The 16,934-nt window shown below is 70.1% G+C and carries 12 protein-coding genes and 1 pseudogene; 3 read left to right on the top strand and 10 right to left on the bottom strand.

What is annotated here, in order from left to right; all coding sequences use genetic code 11:
* Positions 1-105 precede the first annotated feature (105 nt).
* Positions 106-669 carry a sigma-70 family RNA polymerase sigma factor gene (locus tag WMF34_RS45290; protein WP_012241478.1) on the top strand — a complete coding sequence of 188 codons (564 nt, stop codon included), beginning with the start codon at positions 106-108 and terminating at the stop codon, positions 667-669.
* 136 nt (positions 670-805) lie between these two features.
* Here WMF34_RS45290 and WMF34_RS45285 read toward each other — a convergent pair whose 3' ends face one another.
* The 7 genes and pseudogenes from WMF34_RS45285 to WMF34_RS45255 all read right to left on the bottom strand — a co-directional run bounded on the left by WMF34_RS45285 (position 806) and on the right by WMF34_RS45255 (position 12,705).
* On the bottom strand, positions 806-6,559 hold the full coding sequence (locus tag WMF34_RS45285; RefSeq protein WP_012241477.1) for a HEAT repeat domain-containing protein: 5,754 nt from the start codon (positions 6,557-6,559) through the stop codon (positions 806-808).
* Positions 6,560-6,881: 322 nt separating this feature from the next.
* Positions 6,882-7,059, bottom strand: a pseudogene (locus WMF34_RS45280) (PLP-dependent aminotransferase family protein); the annotation flags it as partial.
* A gap of 896 nt (positions 7,060-7,955) precedes the next feature.
* Positions 7,956-8,939, bottom strand: a complete 984-nt coding sequence (locus tag WMF34_RS45275; RefSeq protein WP_049876558.1) for an SGNH/GDSL hydrolase family protein — start codon at positions 8,937-8,939, stop codon at positions 7,956-7,958.
* A gap of 51 nt (positions 8,940-8,990) precedes the next feature.
* The gene (locus WMF34_RS45270; RefSeq protein ID WP_437991710.1) at positions 8,991-9,236 is read right to left on the bottom strand and encodes a hypothetical protein; all 246 of its coding nucleotides are present in this window, start codon (positions 9,234-9,236) and stop codon (positions 8,991-8,993) included.
* A 496-nt stretch (positions 9,237-9,732) separates the two neighbouring features.
* A complete protein-coding gene (locus WMF34_RS45265) occupies positions 9,733-10,422 on the bottom strand; it encodes an MgtC/SapB family protein (protein WP_437991709.1) in 690 nt (229 codons plus the stop codon).
* A 147-nt stretch (positions 10,423-10,569) separates the two neighbouring features.
* Positions 10,570-11,682: a M23 family metallopeptidase gene (locus WMF34_RS45260; RefSeq protein WP_437991708.1), complete on the bottom strand. Its 1,113-nt coding sequence runs from the start codon at positions 11,680-11,682 to the stop codon at positions 10,570-10,572.
* A 234-nt stretch (positions 11,683-11,916) separates the two neighbouring features.
* Complete coding sequence (locus WMF34_RS45255) at positions 11,917-12,705, bottom strand: Uma2 family endonuclease (protein ID WP_044970440.1); 789 nt, start codon at positions 12,703-12,705, stop codon at positions 11,917-11,919.
* A gap of 120 nt (positions 12,706-12,825) precedes the next feature.
* Here WMF34_RS45255 and WMF34_RS45250 point away from each other — a divergent pair, with 120 nt between their 5' ends.
* Complete coding sequence (locus tag WMF34_RS45250; protein ID WP_437991707.1) at positions 12,826-13,611, top strand: HAD family hydrolase; 786 nt, start codon at positions 12,826-12,828, stop codon at positions 13,609-13,611.
* A 183-nt stretch (positions 13,612-13,794) separates the two neighbouring features.
* Here WMF34_RS45250 and WMF34_RS45245 read toward each other — a convergent pair whose 3' ends face one another.
* The 3 genes from WMF34_RS45245 to WMF34_RS45235 are packed head-to-tail and all read right to left on the bottom strand — an operon-like array spanning position 13,795 to position 15,598.
* On the bottom strand, positions 13,795-14,034 hold the full coding sequence (locus tag WMF34_RS45245) for a hypothetical protein (RefSeq protein ID WP_437914050.1): 240 nt from the start codon (positions 14,032-14,034) through the stop codon (positions 13,795-13,797).
* Positions 14,035-14,064: 30 nt separating this feature from the next.
* Positions 14,065-15,006 (bottom strand): hypothetical protein, encoded by a 942-nt coding sequence (locus WMF34_RS45240; RefSeq protein WP_437991706.1) that lies wholly within the window; start codon positions 15,004-15,006, stop codon positions 14,065-14,067.
* Positions 15,007-15,040: 34 nt separating this feature from the next.
* Positions 15,041-15,598, bottom strand: coding sequence for a glycine cleavage system protein R (locus WMF34_RS45235; RefSeq protein ID WP_231864591.1), 558 nt, complete (start codon positions 15,596-15,598; stop codon positions 15,041-15,043).
* Between the two features lie 210 nt (positions 15,599-15,808).
* Here WMF34_RS45235 and hisC point away from each other — a divergent pair, with 210 nt between their 5' ends.
* Entirely contained in the window at positions 15,809-16,906 is a 1,098-nt protein-coding gene (hisC, locus tag WMF34_RS45230; protein ID WP_437991705.1) for a histidinol-phosphate transaminase, read from the top strand.
* The last annotated feature ends 28 nt before the right edge of the window (positions 16,907-16,934 follow it).

The raw sequence follows: 16,934 nt of genomic DNA, 5'->3' as shown, positions 1-16,934 counted from the left end.
TCTTCCTTTGGTAGAGGACGGGCAAGACCGCTTACCGGTGCCGCATGAGGCGGACGCGCGGCATCATCCGCTTACGGGCGATTGCCCGCGGGGCAGGGTAACGCCATGGATCGTTTGTCGAATGAAGACGAGCGCGCCGCCGCGCACGCGCGCTTGTTTTGCCCGGCGCAGGTTCGTGCCGTGCTGCGCTGGCTGGGGAGGCTGGGGGTCCGCCGGTGCCATCGTGCCGACGTCGCAGGCCAGGTCTGGCTCACCGCGTGGGAGAGCTGGCCCAGGTTCGATCCGAAGCGCGGCAGGCCGGAACGTTGGTTGAAGGCGATCACCGTACACGTGGCCTCACACTATCACGAGTGTATGGAGCGCCGCAGGGAAGAGCTCGTCGATTTGATCGATGTGGCCGATCCAGCGCCGGATGCCGCTGCTACGATGGAGTCCGACAGCATCAGGACGGCCACCATCGACGCGGTGAACGATCTCGAACCGAAGCTGCGCTTTGTTCTCGTGGCACATGATCTCAAGGGAGTCTCGATGGCCCAGATCGCCGAAGATGCAGGGCTACCTCTCTCTGTGATTTACAAGCGACGCGCCAAGGCGATCGGTGCGCTGCGCGACATCATCGGGCTTCGGGAAGACACGGAGGACTTCGCCCGGAGAGTGGGGCCGCAATAGCATCAACGATGAGGCACCTCTGAGGTCAAGGGCTTTAGCGCTCTCTTTGCGCGGCTGGCCGGCTTCGGCTCGGCAGCGGCAGCGGCAAGCGTCAGGCGCAGCAGTCGCCCTTGGATGATGCCTACCGGGACGTAGCTCATGGCGCCTGATCCTGGCAGGGTATGCGAAAGCCGAAGAACGCTGGCCCCCAGCTCACCTGTCCGGGGAGCAAGTCCTGGGGGACCAGGTCGCTGAAGTCCACGTCAGCGCAGGCGAGGATGATCGCAGGCGCTGCCGTGCGAGCACGAAGCTTCTTCGCCACGTGCCAGGCCTCGATGACGTTATGCGTGGGATGAAGCCACCGCTCCATGGGGAGCTCGGACGAATCCATGGCCACACGGATGAGCAGGGGCGGAGCAGGCGCAAGGAGGGACGCAGGAGCTTCCCTCACCTCACCGAAGAGGCGGCCACCCCGATCAAGCGAGCCGTCAGGCGAAGCCCAGCCCAGGCGCACACAGAGCCAACCGAGCACGGCCTCGGCGAGCTCGGGATCGCTCTCCAGGACGAACGACTCCTTCCGGCGAACGAACTCGTCGAGCCGGCTTTGCAGAGCGTAGTCCTCGGCGCAGAGACGCCCCCTGTGTAGGCCATGCAAGTGCAGCGCGAGCCGCAGCGACGGCACCTTTGCGAGGGGCACGCCCGGAGACGCAGGCAACGGGGAGAGGGCCTTGCTCGCAGCCGTGCGGACCCCGCTGAACGGGTCCGTCAGGCAGGAGCGCATCTGGGCCCGCGCTTCGGGAGAGGACGCCGGCTCGGCCGCGAGGAACGCGGCAATCTCCGCACGCAGCTCGTCCTCCTCTTCCTGCGCGAGCCTCACCCACAGCCGCGGATGCTCCTCGCGATCATTGGCCAGGGCGTGGAATGCCGCCGTACGCACCTTCTTATCTCTATCACTGAGGAGCTCCCGGAGCGCTACCCGGGATCCCGCATCGGTGGCGAGCGCTTCGGCTGCCGCGGCGCGCACATTATGATCGTCATCGTTCTGCAGTATCTGCCGAAGCGTCTGGACAGCATCGACATCCGTCGAGAGCGCCTCTACCGCGGCCTTCCGGGCGGCGGCGTCTTCGCTGCGGAGCAGCTCGAATAGCCTGGGCTTCGCCTCGGGATTGCCGACCATGGCCGGCGCAACCGCTGCGGCAACGGCGTGGACTTCGTCATGGAAGAGCTCCGAGAGGAGCGGCGCTGACTCCGGATCGTCCGCGAGGAGCTGGACGTAGCCGCGGGCGAGCTGCGGCCACAGCATCGATCGCCAGATCAGAGCCCGATCGAGCCTCTCCCGCGCGACGCGCTTCAGCTTCGGTTCACCCTTCAGCACGCTCATCAGAGTGAGCTGCTCGGACTCCGACACACTGCCGAAGATCTCGCACAGCAACGCCCGAGATCCCGGGTCACTCGCCAGAGGCTGAAACGCGGCGGCCCGGGCCCGGGGATCGTTATGTAGCATATCCTGGAGCTGTCTGCGCGCCCCTTCTTGGTTCACCAGCAGGAGGAACGCAGCCAGGCGCACCGGCCAGAGATCGTAATAGAGCAACGACCGAAGCTGCTCCCGAACCTGCGGCTCATCAGCGAACACCTCGACGGCATTGCCCCAGACACGCGGATCGTCGTCGTCCAGCAGCTTTCGCAGCTCAGCGCGCACCGATGCCACGCTGGCCAGCGCGCTCGCGGCCGCCGCGCGCACGTCCGCTGAGCGGTCGCTGAGCGCGCGCAGGATCAGCGGCAGCGAGCCTTCGTCGCCTGCCAGGACGCTCACGAGATGCGCTCGCTGCCACCCGCTTCTGGGGTCATCGGGATTTGAAGCCTCGTCTGTGCGCAACAGATCCCGTAGCAACGGACGTGCGGAAGGATGCTTCGCGAGTGCATCGATAGCACGGTTGCGGACATTGGGGTCCGGGTCGTGAAGGTGATCGCGAAGGAGCGTCCCTGCGTCGGGATCCGCCGCGAGGGCCTCGACGCACGCACGCCGAGTGTGCTCTGAATCGTGCTTGAGCAAGCTCTGGAGGAGAGGCCGGTGCCCCGGATCGTCCGCGAGCGCTGCGATGGCGCTCGCGTCGCCCCCTTCGGCAAGACGAATCACCTCCGTACGCCATTCCGGCGACGCCATGAGCGCCTTCAACGTTTCCGCTCTGAAGTGGACGTCGGGGCAGGCGAGCGCCCGGGCGACAAGCTCGCGAGATGCTGGATCATTGCGTAGCGCGCGAACTGCCGCGTTCGGAATATACCATAGCTGTCCGTGTTCCAGCGACTTCTGCAGTCGCGCTCGGATGAGTTCACGTGAGCTCGCATCGTCCCTCAGCGCGTCGATCGCGTCGGCAGCCACGTCCGTACGTTGGTCGCTGATGAGATGCCGGAGAAGATCCCAGCGTTCTGGATGCATCTCGAGCACGCCTATTGCGGCAAACTGGACAAATGCGTGTCTGTCGTCGAGGCAGACCCCCAGCATATCTTCAGAGGGCGGGTCCTTTTTGAGCGCACGGACCGCAGCCGCCCTTACACGTCCTTCATCGTCCCACAGGCGTTCTCGGAGCAAGGGGACCGCCTCGGGCTCGTCGCTCAATGCGCGGATGACGTCCTCGCGGATGCCGTCGGAGGGATCGCGGACGAGCGAGCGCAGCACGGCCCGGTAGGGGCGAAACCTGGCCAGGACGCGAACGGCATCATCTCGCTCGTAGCGTTCTCCGCCCTGCGTCAACGCGACGACCTCGCGCACGCCAAGGCCGCTGCGTACCATCGCCCGCGCTACTCGGTGGATGGCGCTCCACCATCGGCTCGTCCGCCTCTCGGGTGCTCGGAGCCCGAGCATGCGTGCGATCACGTGGGCCTCGGTCCCCACCTCGCCCGGCATGTCCAGCATCGACTCGAGCACCCGATCGTTCGCTGCCGGTCCGCCCAGCCCCGCCTTGAGGAACGGCGCGAGCACCAGTAGCGCGGGCTCCGCCGCGTCGAGCAGGCGCCGCTCCGCCTCGCCGAACCGTCCCGAGGGCATTTGCATTCGCGCGAGCAGCAGGTCCAGCACCCTCGCGCCTCGCTCCTCGCAGAACGCGCTGACGCCGTCGCCTCCGTAGCGTAGCGACCGCAAGAGCAGGCGGAGCATCCGGTGGTCGGGAGCGTCCCGCGTCTCCGCGTCCTCCAGAGCGGCCTGGAGCGCCGCCGCTCCCTCGACGGCGTGCGCCATCGGCAGGACTTCCAGGCTCTCCTCGCGACCCATGCGCGCCGCCGAGATCCAGCGCGCTCGGGCCGCGCTCAGGTCGAGGCCGGATCGTGCGGCGAAATACTCGCCAAACGTCAGGTGTGCGAACCGCAAGAGCGCCGTGCCGGTGAAGAGTCCCGACCGGCGCAGGGCCTCCCGCATGTTCCACGGCAGATCGCTCTCCGGAAAGGTCACGGTCGGCTCGCCCTCGTCAGGCGCCAGCATGCGGCGAGCGAGCCGCGACAGTTCATGCGCGATCTGTGCCCGCGTGACCTGCGCCTCGTCGATCACGCGGTCCAGCGGTCTCGCCAGCCCTCGATCCTCGGTGTCCTCGGTGAGGCCGATGACCTCCGCATAGAGATCGAGTGTCGAGCCCGCGAGCCGCTGCTTCCGGCGGTAGTACGCGGCCGCGATCGACAGGAGCACAGGCGTGCGCGCCCAGGTCGACCCATCGGGCAAGTCGTGCAGTTCACGCAAGAACGATGAGAGCCAGGGGACATCACCGAAGTACGCCCTCACGAAGCTTCCGGTCCCAGATGGTGGCAACCCCTTCAGCTCGACCTCCGTGAAGCGGCCCTGGACCGGCTCCGTCATGCGCGAGGCCACATGCACGTGGATCCGAGAATGTAGCTTCGTGAGCAGGGCCTGCGCCACATTGGAGGCCTCGTCCAGGCTGTCGATAAAAAGATGTGCCCTTCCAGAGCTGATCCGTCCCTCCAGGGCTCGGTAGAGCGGCGAGCGCCGATCGATGGGCAGGTGGAGCGCCTCGAATGCGAGCGTGATGAGCCGGCCGGGAAGATCATCGCCAGACCGGCCGTGCAACCGCGGGATCCACACCGGCAGCCGTGCTTCTTCAATCTCTCGAGATGCGCGTGCAGCCCTGCAGGCAAGCCACTGGAGCAGGGTCGACTTGCCGGTGCCAGCCTGACCCCAGAGGAACACCCGTTGCGCGAGATCGAGCACCGCCTCCGCCGAGACAGCGGTTCCCGAGGTGAACCGCGTGGTGACCGCGGCGCGTGCCTTCAGCTCTGCTCCAAGGTCGTCTGCCCCGGAGCCTCTTGCCTCTTCGTCAGCATCCCGGCGTCGCGTGGGTCGCTCTTCATCATCCCGCCGCCCGAACGGCAAGATCTCCACCATAATGAAGACGTCGTGGAGAGCGCGGGCTTCAGCCTCTCCCGCTAGCCTTACCTGGCCGGCGACTACCCGCAGGGCACGGAGGTATTCCCTCTCCGTCAGGTCGGCCGCGTCAACATCGAGCCGCTTCACACGTCGGAGACGTCTCTTCTCCAGCGCGGGGGGCTCACTATCGACGACCAGCTCTGCGCCTGGACATAACGTGGCCGCTGCCTGGAACCATGCGGGCGCTCCTTCGAACCCGCCCAGCGCGATGGCGCTGGCGTGCTGCTCCCCGACGCGGGCCAGGATAAGCAACCACCGCGCCCGCATTTGCTGGAGCGCGGCCTCGGGCAGATTGTCGGCGCTCGCAGGCGCTGCGTCGGCTGGAAACCCGAAGTGCACGAGCGGCACATCTCCGGCATCGTACCCGCCGCGCTCCAGCTCGCGCAGGCCGTCGCTACTCCACCGCTTGAAGGCGCGCCACGGGCTCATGTCAACGATGACGTCGTGCGCGACGATCGCCATGATCTGTGCTTGCAAGACGTCATTCCTCTGGAGCTCTGCGCCGATGCGATCCTGCCCCTCCTTCGTGAGTCCCTCGGCCCATAACTGTCGCACCCGCGCCGCAGCCTCGGGCGAGAGCCCGAAGTACGGCCCCGCGACGAGGACGCGCGGCCTCGACCCAGCCTGCGGTCCCGCGCTCGTCGTGCCGGCATTGATCGGCGGTGGGCCCGATAAATCGCGAAGGATCTCCACCACCTTCGCGTGCTTCCCATCGACGTCTTCGTACTCGATCAGGCGGAGGCCAGACTTCTCTAGCTGTGTGCGGCGGAACGGCGGCACGGGAGCGGGCACGAACGCGAAGTGCGTGGGTGGCTGCTCGCCCGAGAGCGCGCGCACCTCCTTGAGCACCTGTGCAAAGTCATCCTCCGCCGTCCCGTAGCCGATGAAGAGGAGCGGGCATGCGCGGAACAGAGTGCAACAGATATTCCGATACTCCGGTGTCCCGGACATCAAGCGGTCGTGCTGCTCGCGGGTGAGGACCCAGCTACTCCAGTTCCCAAGCGTGCCACGTAGCTTCAAGATGTGGTGTGGCCGCTGGGCGACGTCGCCGGCAGACGACGCCAGCGTCAGCTCGCTCCACTCGCCTTTGAAGGCGCGCACCAGGAAGCGATCGAGGTTCGTGGTGAGCACGGCGCGGAGCTTGGGTCGGAGCGCGCCGATCGCCTCCGCGACGTTCGGCAATGGGATGTCCTTATCGTCCAGCGCTCTCTCGACAGCCCGGCAGAACTCCTGTGGCCCGAGCATTTGCTCTTCGGCCGAGAGCGCGTCGATGAGCTCGCCGCGGGCGAGCAGGCAATCGAGCTCGTCGAGAGCCTCCGGGGGAGCGTTGCCAGGGTGCAAGCGGTCGCGGAGGTGCTTGGCGAGCTCCAGCCTCGTCGGCAGGCCCCCTGCGGCCGAGACCCCTGCGCCGGCGAAAACGATGAGGTTGCCTGACTCGTAAGCTTGACGAAGATCTTCGAGTAGGTCGAGCGAACGGGGCATCGATGTAGGTTACCACCGCCAGGCGGCGCATGCGCAGCTGTCAGCGGCTCTGGCGCCTCCGGCCAGAGGCCGAGGGCGCGACCCGCGCCGTCCCGCCTCACCGGGCCGCCACGGACCGGACCAGCTCGACCATCGCGGCGGCGCCCTCCAGCGTGGGCACCAGCGCATTCGGGTTGCGCGCCAGGTACTCCGGCGTCTTCGGGATCCCGAAGGCGGCGCCGGCGCCGACGCGTTCGAAGGGCAGATGCAGCAGCTGCGCGGTGAACGCCACCTTGCGCACATTGATGGAGGAGATGCGGCCCCAGATCTCCAACATAGCGTGGTTCTCGCGGATGATAGCGGCGAGCGCCGCGATCTCGGCGTCGATCTGCTCCACAGAAGGTGACGAAGGACAAGCGCCGCGTGCACACGTCCGCTGCGTCCGCATCGAAGGCGGCGCCGGGCACAAAGGCGACGCGGCGATCCACCGCCCGCGGCAGCAGCTCCACCGTGTCGGGGCCGGGCGCTGGCGAGCGGCAAGGCTCCGACAGTGAGTCGACGCGAGCGGCGAGCTCGACGTTCGATCCAAGCGCGCTCACCTCTCCGGTGCCACGGGCAGCCCGATCAGGCGACCGAACGCCTCGTGAACGACCCGGGCCGCCACGTCATCCCCGAGCGCGACGGCGCGGCTCAGGGTGCCGGCGAGCGAGGCGACCACGGCCGCCCGAGGCGACGGATCGGTCAGCGCGAGCTCCCAAGGCCCGGCGCTTGGCCGCTGGGCCCGGGTTGGGCCCACACCTTCCGAGGGGGTGCGATCCGTCGTCACCCCCTCCCCAAATCCCGAGGCATCCGACGGATCGCGACGGTTCGCCCCCGCGGAATCGTCCCGCCAGAGAAACCGGTCGATGACGAGCGGTCGCCGGAAACAGTAGAGACTTTTATGGTTTTCGCCTGTCTCGCCGCCGAGGGCGGCTCCGGTGTGGCCCAACGGGGCGCCCTCCGCCGCCGCGTCGCCCGCGGCGGTGAAGGGCTCGCCGGCATCACCGGTTTCGCCGTATAGCCACGCTGCACGCGCTGGAGCACCGTGACGAAGCCCTCGGTGGTGCACGTCGCGAGCTTGTGTCCGCAAGCGCGCAGGAGCCCGCGCACGGTGGTGACATCCTGGGCCCGCGTCTCAACCAACTGCTTTTCGAAGCGGGGCCTTGGCGCATGGCGGCGACGCGGACTCGCGCGTTGGAAGTCAGCTCACCGCCGTGGGAGAGCAGCGTGAGCCGACCGGAAGCCGGCAGGTCCAAGCACTCGTGCTCGGCGGTTTTGCCGCTCATCATCATCGTCGCAACGGGTGAGCAGACCCAAGCACGCGAGGCCGCGTGCGCCGCGAATCTGCTCGAGCGTTGGTGGCGTTCGCCTTTCGATTTCAGCGAAGGTACGGGCTCAACGCCTGGAACCAAACATCGGCCATGCGGTTATACCCTGCCTGGTTCGGGTGGAGATTGTCGGCGAAGAGGGACTGCTTGTAGTTCGGGTCGTTGGTGAACGCTGTGTACATGTCCACCAGCACGATGTGCTGCCCCTTGCTGACGCGCGTCGAAACCAGGTCGGGCATGGCCGCGTTGTAGGCCTTGACGGCGTTGTTCGTGGCGTCCGTTCTCGTCGGCACGATCTGCGCGAGCACCACGAGGATGTTCGGATCACGCATGAAAATCGAGTCGAGCAGCTTGCCCAGGCGATTCGGCGCGTCCGCAAGGTTGATGTTACCGTTGATGTCGTTCGTTCCGATCATCAACGTAATGATGTTGGGCTTGTAATTCGGAATGCTGGTGCCCACGAGCTGCGCGATGCCGTTGTTGCCCTCGATCGTCCAGCCGCCGTGACCCTCGTGGTTCCTCGGGAACGTCACTCCGTCCACCATGGGCACGCTGTAATCATTGGCGGAACCGACGAAGGTGATGTCGCGGTTCGCTTCGAGCGCGAGGTGGAACAGCGGGGCGCGGTAGCCGCCGGCGACGTTGAAACCCTGCGTGATTGAATCGCCGAAGGGCATGATCTTACAGGAGCCGCTCGCCGGGCAGGGCTGGAATGCCGGGCCGCCGCCCTCGCCAGCGCTGCCCCCTGCGTCACCTCCGTTGCCCGCGGTACCTCCGGCACCGTCGGATGCGCCGCCCATGCCGCCCGAGCCCGCTCCGCCGGCGCCCCCGGTGCCTCCGCCGGCCGTGCCTCCTCCACCGGCGTTCGCCGCGCCCCCGCTGGTCGCGCTCGAGCCGGAACTGCCGGGCGAGCCGCCGCCCGCCGCTGTCCCGCTGCCGCTCGTGCTCCCGGCGCTGGTCGTGCTCGCGGTTCCGCCCGTCGTCGTGCCAGGCGAGTCGGCGCCGTCACTGCACGCCGCGACGAGCAGCACCACACACGAGAGGACGGCGGAAGAAGAAAATTTTAGGCGGTGTACGTGCATCTGCTACGCATACCACGATCGCGGCACCACCGCGATTGTGAAGCGCGGCTTATCGAAATTGCCGTCGTTGTTGAACGATTTCATCGCGAGGGTAGGTTCACCGGTGAACTTCACCGAATCTCCGCGGATTGCCGCGATCATCAACAATGCCGCCTGATCAGCGACAATGACTGTCGCTTGACACTCCGGCCCCCCCAGGACGCCGCCCTCCGATGCCCGCGACCCTGCCGGAGCCGTCCGCCACGCCATACCTACACCTCGTCGCGCCGCGATCGGGCTTGTTTTACTTACGCGCCGCCGCGCAGGCGGACTCCGGGGCTGCGTAGCGGAGGCGACGACCAACGACCAGGTGCAGTCGTCGAACCATGGTAATGCAGGGCACCAAATGGGGCGCTCAGAGGGGTCCGGGGCTGCGCAGGAGGGGTCCGGGGCTGCGCAGGAGGGGTCCGGGGCTGCGTAGGAGCCACAAAAACGTGTGATAGGACACCAAAACGGGCACGCGGGAGGGCCGCTGGGACCGCGCAGGAGCCACGCGATCGTACGAAAGGACACCAAAGTGGATGCGCAGGAGGGTCGCCGGGGCCGCGCTGCAGGGCGCCAGGGCCGCGCAGAAGGGTCGGCGGGACCGCACAGAAGGGCCGCTGGGGCCGCGCTGCAGGGCCGGAAGGCCGCGCAGAAGGGCCGCCGGGGCCGCGCTGCAGGGCCGGAAGACCGCGCAGCAGGGCCGCCGGTCTGTACCCTTCCATCACGTGGGCGCCTGGACGTGGACTCGCCGGACCCCGGGCTGCTTTGCGAGCTGGTCAATCAGCGTCTCCACGCCGATCGTGTTCGGGATCCTCGCGTCGAGCGTCACGTTGACGCGCCGCTTGTCGTCGAGGCGGCGATCGTAATCCATGTCCGAGACGACGGCCCCGAGCGCTTCGAGCGCCTTCATGATGTCGGCCACGCCGGTCGACTCCTCGCCCAGGACGAGGGCGATCCGTCGCCGGGTGCTGCGGTCGTCCTTGTCCTCGAGGCGGCGGAGCGCCGTGAGCGCGAGCACGCCGAGGAGCGTGACGACGACAGCCTCGACGTACATCGCCGCGCCCGAGCACATGCCGATCGCCGTCACGAGCCACAGGCCCGCCGCGGTCGTGAGGCCCTGGACCGTGGTCCCGGTGCGCAGGATGGAGCCGCCGGCGAGGAAGCCGATGCCGGCGACGATCGACGCGGCGATGCGCGAGGAGTCGACGACGACCAGATCCTCCTTACCGTAATGCTGGAAGTAGACGAACTTCACCGAGATCACCATGAACGTCGCCGCGGCCATCGCGACGAGCAGGTGCGTCCGGAGCCCGACCTGGCGGCCGTGGCGATCGCGCTCGTATCCGATGACGCCCCCGAGCGCCGCGCCCGCGACGATCCGTATCAACAGGTCGACGTGCATGGTGTCCATCTGTGCTTGCACCTCCCGAGGGTGGCCGAGGCTCGCGGCGCGCTTGCGCCCGCGCGCCTCCTCGCCGGACGCGTGGCGACGCGTCCCCGTACATAAGGCTCGCCGACGCGCAGGGGAGACGAGGCCGCCGGGCGGCCTCGCCGGCGGTCACCGCCGCTGGCGCCGGGCGCCGGACGCGGCCGCGCGCGGCTGCGACACCGAATCGTTCGCCGGCGACGCCGGCTCGTCCCCGCCTCCGGGCCGCGACGCGGCGGGGAGGGGATCCCCGATGTCGTCGAGCTCGCGATCGAGCTCGCCCTTCTCGGCGCGGAACGCGTCGCGCTGATCGGCGGGGAGCTCCCGCAGGCGCATCGCGAGCAGCGTCTCCGCGTCGAAGTAGACGCCGTTGCGGCTCGCGCTGAAGTGCAGGTGCGGCCCCGTCGACCGCCCGGTCGACCCCACGTAGCCGACGAGCTGATGGGTCGCCACGTGGTCCCCGCGCTTCAGGCCCGCCGCGAACCTCGAGAGGTGCGCGTAGCCTGTCTCGACCCCGTTCTCGTGCTGGATCGCGACCCAGTTGCCGTGACCGCCATGCGGCCCCACCCAGGAGACGCTGCCCTCGAGCGCGGCATAGACCGGGGTTCCCGACGGCGCGCCGTAGTCCGTGCCCTCGTGCGGCCTGACGCGGTGCAAGACGGGGTGCATCCGCTTGGGGTTGAACGGCGACGTCCGACGCAGCGTGGCGAGCGGCGCCTGCCACGGGTTCGGCACCAGCTCGCGTCCTTCTTCGTCGACCAGCCGCCCCGTGGCGTTGCCGTCGAACCGGTAGAAGCGGGCTTCCGGCTGCCCGGCCGCCCGCACGGCGAGCGCCAGGACACGAGGCTCCTTCGGCGCCCTGGCGGCCTCGGCCACGGCGCGGATCACCGCCCCGCGACGGAGCCCGTGAGGGAGGCGCCGCGCGAGCAGCTCCTCGGCTGCCCGCCGCACGCTCGCCAGCGGCTCCGCCGGCTCGCCCGGGGCTCCCACGGTCCAGGACAGCGCGAGGTGCGGTTCTGCGCCCGCGTCGGGAGCCGGCGCGGGCGGCGGCGCCGCGTCCGGAGGCCCGGCGCTCGCGAGCTGCCGGCTCGCGGCGTCGAGCGACCTGTCGATCTCGACGGCGCGCACCGTGAACCACAGGACCCCGACGCCGAGCAGCCCGAGCCCGAGCCACACCGAGGCCTCGGTGCGGGGCGACCAGCCGTCGAACGTGGGCTCGGGTCGCTTGGGGCTTCCACCGGGCATCAGAGAGCACCTTGCGCCATGGCGCCGGCGAGCCTTGGCGGCAGTGACAGGAGCACGAGACATGCCGACGCTATGCGCGAGCGTCGCTCGCGTCAACCTCGGCAGCGTCGCGCCACGTCGCCCCACGCGCCGGGTACTTCATCGGCTGGCGCAGCTGGATCAGCGCGCCCCTTCATCATCCGCTGTCCGCCCCGCACAGCGCCGCAAGGCGGCGCTCGTCCTCGGGTCCGCGCGTTACCCGTGCTCCAGCCGCTCCAGCTCGCGCACGCGCGCCTCCAGCTCGCGCACGCGCGCCTCGGCCGCCTCCCTCGCGCGGGCCTCGATCGCCGCGGCTTCCTCCTGGGTGGGCACGAGCTCGCCCTTGCCGCCGGGGCGCGTGAGGCGGAGCCGGGCCTCGGCCCCGGCGCCGATCACGCAGAGCCAGCTGTCGAGCGCGGGGCTCCACACGCGCCCTGCGCCGGCGTACACGCGGACATACGCGCCATCGGGGTCGCGCCGGTAGGCCTGGAGCGCCACGCGCCCCGCCGGCGGCCGGTGCGTGGCGGCCAGCGGATCGAAGATCGCGAGCTCGGGGCAGCCGAGCTGGCAGTACTTGAGCGGGACGTCCTCGTAGGCCTTCTGCCAGTCGGTCGCCACGATCTCCAGGGCGAAGCGCGGGGGCCGGTGTCCGGGCAGCCAGGTCTGCCACTGCTTGGGCAGCGGCGGCGCGGGGCGGTGATCGAGGAGGTAGACGTCCGGCGAGACGCGCACGAGCGGCTCCTCGCGCACCCAGGCGAAGAACCGATCCGTGCCGGCGTGGTGGTCGGTCCAGCCGCGCTCGCGCGCGAGCTGCGCGATCGAGGAGAGGAGCAGGCGGGAGATCTCGTCGTGCTCGCCCCACGCGCCGATGCCGTCCGCGTCGTCCAGGTACCAGTCCGACCAGTCGATGGTCGCGCGGAGCTCCTCGGGCTCCGGGTCGCGGACAACGAGCGCGCGCGGCAGGCGCGTCGCAGGGGGAGCGGCTCCGGAGCGGGCAGGCAGCACGAGCCCACACGGTAGCACCCCGAGCGGGGCGGCGGGAGCCACAGGCGGGCGCGACCGCGCGCCGCGTCGCCGAGGCGCCGTGGGGCTCCCGTTCCGGCGCGCTGGCGCCATGTCAGCGGCATGCGTCCTCTCGGGGGAGTGCTCTTCGACGTGGATGGGGTGGTGGTCGACTCGCCGCACGAGCGCGCCTGGCAGGAGGCGCTGGAGGCGCTGATGGCGACCGAGTGGCGCGCGATCGCGCCCGAGACACGCTACGCGCCCGAGCGGTTCACGACGGCCGTCTACCAGAGCGAGGTCGCCGGCAAGGCGCGCGAGAGCGGCGCGCGCGCGGCGCTCGACTACTTCGGCGTGCCCGGCGCGGCGGAGCGCGCCGGGGTCTACGCCGAGCGCAAGCAGGAGGTGCTGCTCCGGAAGATCGCGGCGGGGAAGTTCGTCGTGTTCCCTGACGCGACGCGGCTGATCCTGGAGCTCAAGGCGCGCGGCGTGCTCCTCGCGGCGGCGTCGTCGTCCAGGAACGCCAGCGAGCTCCTCCGCAGGATCCGCGTCGACGCCTTCGTCGAGCACCAGAACCCCCGCCGCGCGCCGGTCTCGCTGGGCGCGACGCTGCTCGATCTGTTCGACGCCGACCTCTGCGGCGCCGCGGTGGCGCGCGGAAAGCCGGCGCCGGACCTGTTCCTGACCGCCGCGCGCGCGCTCGGCGTCCCGCCGCCGCGCTGCCTCGTGATCGAGGACGCGCCCTCCGGGGTGCAGGCCGCGAAGGCGGCCGGGATGACCTCGATCGGCGTGGCGCGGCTCGCCGACGAGGCGCTGCTGGCCGCCGCGGGGGCGGATCGCGTCGTGACGACGCTCGACCAGCTCGATCCGGACGCGCTGGTCGACGGGCGGATCGCGGCGCGCGCGGCGTGAGGAGGGCGCACGTCGCCGGACTTCTTCGTGGGGCCACCTTGCACAGACAGCGTTCCCTCGGCCCACGCTCGGGTGCCGCTTGAAACCGCGCTTGATCGAGCGAGTGTTCTGGTCACAATGGTCAACTGCGCAAGGCGTCGCTCGCGGAAGCCAAAGCTCACCTTTCCGCCCTGGTGACCGCTGTCACGACGCGCGAGCACGGAGGCGAGCAAGCACCTCGTCGGCGTCGAGCGTGTCTCCTGCGTCGTCCTGCGCAATGCCCTCAGCGAGCGCGGCGTGGAGGGCCCCCCGCTCCTCGTCATCGAGCTCATCGAGCGCGTCTCCCCCCACCGCGACAAGATCCACGACGGCCCCCTCTGGCAATTCGGTGGGCTCGTCGAGCACGAGGTGGCCGTTCCGCACGGTGGCTTTCAGCGAGAGCATCGAGGGATCATAGCACCGTGCGGCGCCCCCTCAGCCGCCCTGCTTGCGGACGATCGAAAGGCTCCAGATCTCCCCGGCGCTCGTCCCGACCCACAGCGTCGGCGACCCCTTGCCGGCGACCGCGAGCACGGCCGGCTCGCCGCGGGCGCCGAGCGTGACGCTCGCCGTCGGCGCGAGCGGCGCGCCGGACGCGGCCTCGATGGCGGCACCGTCGAACAGCGCGACGCGGCCGTCCGCGAAGGCGGCGAAGAGGCTCGACTCGAGGACGGCGACGTCGGCGACGGGATCGGCGAACGCGAGCATCTTGGCCGCGAGCTTGCCGGACGACCTCACGACCGCGCAGACCGCGCTCGCGCCGCGCTTGTACACCGCCGTCAGCTTGGGGCCGCCGCGCACGCGATCGAGGTTCTGGGCCGCGCGCGGCAGCGAGGCGCGGAGCGTCGGGCCCGGCTCGGGCGTCGCGCCGGGGTGGACGCGGAGCTCGCCGCCCTCCCCCGCGCCGTCCATCACCACGTGCGCCTCGGTCTCGGTCAGGTCGAACGCCCGCGCCGAGCCGCGCACCGCGAACGTGCGGCCGTTCACCTCGGTCTTGTCGAGCTTGAGCTCCGTCGCGCTGCCGTCCCAGCCGAGCGCGAGCGCCGTCTCGCCCGACGGCCGCGTGGCGAGCTGCCGCACGTCCCGGCCGACCTGATCGAGCTTCGGGCCGTGCGTGATGCCGAGCAGCGCCCACACCGCGTCGTCGCCGCTCCGCACCACGGCGACGTCCTTCGACAGGAGCGCCACGTCGTGCGCCGAGGACAGCGACAGGTTCGTCGTCTTCGCGCCGGAGCCGCCGACAGGACAGACGCCGAGGCGCACCGGATCGGTCGAGACCATCGCGACGAGCCCGGGGCTCGCGAGGACCGCGGCGCCTCGGATCTCCGCGTCCAGGCCGTGCACCTTGCGGGGGGAGCTCAGATTGCTGAAGGGCATGGCCGGCTAGGATACCGGTTCTCGCGCGGCGCGGTCAGCCCTTGATGAGCGAGCGGACGTCGATGTCGAGGTTCTCGGTCTCCGCGACCGCATCCATCGCCTTGCGGAGCTGGGTGACGGTCACCCCGGCGGGGACGTCGACGCGGGCCTCCATCCGGAAGAGCTGCGAGCCGGTGACGGGCGCCTCGTAGGCCGAGGTCTCGAGCGAGACGATGTTGACGCCGACGCCGTGGAGCGCGCGCGACACCGCGCGCACGATGCCCTCGTGATCGAGCGCGTCGACGGAGATGACGCAAGGGATGGTCGCCGCGCGCCGGTGCGACTCGGGGCTCTTGGTCCTGCGGCTCTGCACCGTGAGCCCCGTCGCCCGGGTGAGCGACTCCGTCTCGCGCTCGACCGCCTCGATCGCGCCGGGGGGGCCCGACGCGAGCAGGAGGATCCCGAACTCGCCGCCGAGCACCGCCATCCGGCTGTCCTCCACGTTGGCGCCGCGCTCCGTCAGGTAGTGGGTCACCTCCGCGACGATGCCCGTCCGATCAGGGCCGAGGCAGGAGAGGACCAGGAAGACTTCAGGCTCGGACGTCGTCGTCATGCGGCGCATCTTAGTCCGATCCGCGCAGCCAGCGCACCTCGCCGCGGGCGCGCGGGCTGCGCGGGTCGAACGGCGGGCGCCCGGGCAACGCCGTCCGTGTCCTCCGGCCGAGCTCCCCCGAGGGCGGCCGGATCGAGCGCCGGGCGCGCCTCCCGCCGGCGACGAGGCGCTTGTCTCCGGCGGGCCAGTGGGCGAGAGACGGCCATCCCCATGCTGTACGAACGCGACAACATCCATCGACTCACGCCCTACACGCCCGGTGAGCAGCCGCAGCGGGCCGACGTGGTCAAGCTCAACACGAACGAGAACCCGTACCCGCCGCCGGCCGCCGTGCTCGAGGCGATCCGGGACGTCTCGGCCGATCAGCTCCGCCGGTACCCGCCGCCCCGGGCGCAGCAGTTCCGCGAGACAGCGGCGCGGCTCCATGGCCTGTCGCCCGAGCAGGTGATCGCCACGAACGGCGGCGACGAGCTGCTCCGCATGGCCGTGACGGTGTTCTGCGAGCCCGGCGGCCGCGGCATCGGCGAGACGTACCCGACCTACTCGCTCTACGACGTGCTCGCGGAGATCCACGGCACGACGATCACCCAGGTCCCCCTCGCCGAGGACTGGTCGGTCCCGGAGGATTTCGCGCAGCGCCTGAACGAGCGCGGCTGCCGGCTCGCGCTCCTCGTCAACCCGCACGCGCCGTCGGGGCGGCAGGAGCCGCTCGACAAGCTCGAGCGCGTCGCGCGGGCGTTCCGCGGCGTGCTCCTCATCGACGAGGCGTACGTCGACTTCGCGGAGTTCGACGCGACGCCGCTGCTCGACCCGGCGCGGGGGCTCGACAACGTGCTGCTGCTGCGGACCCTGAGCAAGGGGTACTCGCTCGCGGGGCTCAGGTTCGGGTACGGGCTCGGGCACCCGCGGCTCATCGAGACGCTCGACAAGGCCCGCGACAGCTACAACACCGACATCCTCTCGCAGGCCGCGGCCACAGCGGCGCTGTCCGCGCGGGACGAGGCGAGGAAGAGCTGGGAGAAGGTGATCGCCGAGCGCGCCCGGCTCACGGGGGCGCTCCGGCAAAAGGGGTTCACGGTGGCGCCGAGCCAGAGCAACTTCGTCCTGGCGAGTCCGCCAGGAGGAGGGCTGTCGGCGCAGGCGATGTACCGGGCGCTCTACGACCGCGCGATCTTCGTGCGCTACTGGGACGCGCCGCGCATCCAGGACAGGCTGCGGATCACGGTGGGCACGCCGGAGCAGAACGACGCGCTGCTTGGCGCGATCGACGAGCTGTCGCGCGCCGCCGGTGGCGCGAGCGCGTCATGAGCTGAGCCGCCGTGGCGGATGGGGCGAT

This window comes from Sorangium sp. So ce145, from assembly GCF_051525985.1.
Taxonomy (GTDB): domain Bacteria; phylum Myxococcota_A; class Polyangia; order Polyangiales; family Polyangiaceae; genus Sorangium; species Sorangium cellulosum_B.
Note: the sequence above shows the minus strand (reverse complement) of the source record. Positions and strands in the feature narration are given on the sequence as shown.

Bases quoted from the DNA above. Each gene is read 5' to 3' on its own strand.
- WMF34_RS45290 (WP_012241478.1), top strand. From the start codon at position 106: ATGGATCGTTTGTCGAATGAAGACGAGCGCGCCGCCGCGCACGCGCGC.
- WMF34_RS45285 (WP_012241477.1), bottom strand. From the start codon at position 6,559: ATGCCCCGTTCGCTCGACCTACTCGAAGATCTTCGTCAAGCTTACGAG.
- WMF34_RS45270 (WP_437991710.1), bottom strand. From the start codon at position 9,236: ATGGCGTGGCGGACGGCTCCGGCAGGGTCGCGGGCATCGGAGGGCGGC.
- WMF34_RS45265 (WP_437991709.1), bottom strand. From the start codon at position 10,422: ATGGACACCATGCACGTCGACCTGTTGATACGGATCGTCGCGGGCGCG.
- WMF34_RS45260 (WP_437991708.1), bottom strand. From the start codon at position 11,682: ATGCCCGGTGGAAGCCCCAAGCGACCCGAGCCCACGTTCGACGGCTGG.
- WMF34_RS45250 (WP_437991707.1), top strand. From the start codon at position 12,826: ATGCGTCCTCTCGGGGGAGTGCTCTTCGACGTGGATGGGGTGGTGGTC.
- WMF34_RS45245 (WP_437914050.1), bottom strand. From the start codon at position 14,034: ATGCTCTCGCTGAAAGCCACCGTGCGGAACGGCCACCTCGTGCTCGAC.
- WMF34_RS45240 (WP_437991706.1), bottom strand. From the start codon at position 15,006: ATGCCCTTCAGCAATCTGAGCTCCCCCCGCAAGGTGCACGGCCTGGAC.
- WMF34_RS45235 (WP_231864591.1), bottom strand. From the start codon at position 15,598: ATGACGACGACGTCCGAGCCTGAAGTCTTCCTGGTCCTCTCCTGCCTC.
- hisC (WP_437991705.1), top strand. From the start codon at position 15,809: ATGCTGTACGAACGCGACAACATCCATCGACTCACGCCCTACACGCCC.